2 protein-coding genes are annotated in these 1102 nt (G+C 66.9%); both read left to right on the top strand.

The annotated features are described in order from the left end of the window. The coding region (locus ACSFA3_RS25255) for a D-alanine--D-alanine ligase (protein ID WP_475544591.1) at window positions 1-481 on the top strand (481 nt) is incomplete at its 5' end. Between the two features lie 2 nt (window positions 482-483). After that, window positions 484-1102: cell division protein FtsQ/DivIB (locus tag ACSFA3_RS25250; RefSeq protein WP_435508076.1), on the top strand; the 619-nt coding region annotated here is incomplete at its 3' end.

The following is a 1102-nucleotide window of genomic DNA, read 5'->3' as shown; positions in this document are numbered from 1 at the left end:
CTCGCAGATGCAGGACTCGATCACGCTGTCGGCCAAGTACTACGCCGACGTGCTCTGCGAAGAATTCATCGAAGGCGAGGAAGTGACCTGTGCCGTGCTCGGCCACGGGCTCGATGCGCGCGCGCTGCCGGTGGTGCGCATCTCTGCACCCGAAGGCGCTTACGACTACCAGAACAAGTACTTCACCGACGACGTGAAGTACCAGTGCCCGAGCGGCCTGCCCGAGGCGGAAGAGCACGAGATCCAGCGCATCACGCTGGCCGCCTATCGCACGCTCGGCTGCCGCGGCTGGGGCCGCGCCGACGTGATGATCCGCGCCAGCGACCGCAAGCCCTTCCTGCTGGAGATGAACACCTCGCCCGGCATGACCAGCCATTCGCTGGTGCCGATGTCGGCCCGCGCTGCGGGCATCGCGTACGAAGACCTGTGCCTGCGGGTGCTGGCCTCGGCCGCGCTCGACGCAACGGGAGGCTCGCTATAGCCATGGCCGACAGCATCCCAGCGCCCTTCGACGTCAAGCTCATGAACATCGTCGCGAACATTGCCTTCGCGATGGTGGCGCTCATGCTGCTGGCCGCGGGCGCGTGGTGGGTGCTGCGGCAGCCTTTCTTCCCCATCGGCGGCATCAAGGTGGACGGCGAAGTCACGCACAACAACGCGGTCACGCTGCGTACCAACGTGGCGCCGCAGCTCACGGGCAACTTCTTCACCATCGACTTGGGGCGCGCACGCGCTGCCTTCGAGTCGGTGCCATGGGTGCGCAGCGCGGTGGTGCGGCGCGAGTTCCCCAACAAGCTGCGCGTGACGCTGACCGAGCAGGTGCCGGTGGCCAACTGGGGCGACGACGCGGGCTCGAAGATGATCAACGGTTTCGGCGACGTGTTCGAGGCCAACGTGGCCGAGGTGGACGACAACCTGCCGCGCCTGGACGGCCCGATCGAACAGGCCGGCCAGGTACTGGGGATGTACCGCGTGCTGCAGCCGCAGTTCCAGCCTTACGACATGAGCATCGACGAGCTCACGCTGTCGAGCCGGGGCAGCTGGAAGGTGGTGCTCGAAAGCGGTGCCGAGATAGAGCTCGGCCGCGGCCAGAGCGAGGAGG

The organism is Variovorax glucosi, from assembly GCF_051216695.1.
Taxonomy (GTDB): domain Bacteria; phylum Pseudomonadota; class Gammaproteobacteria; order Burkholderiales; family Burkholderiaceae_C; genus Variovorax.
This window is presented reverse-complemented; position numbering and strand designations above follow the sequence as displayed.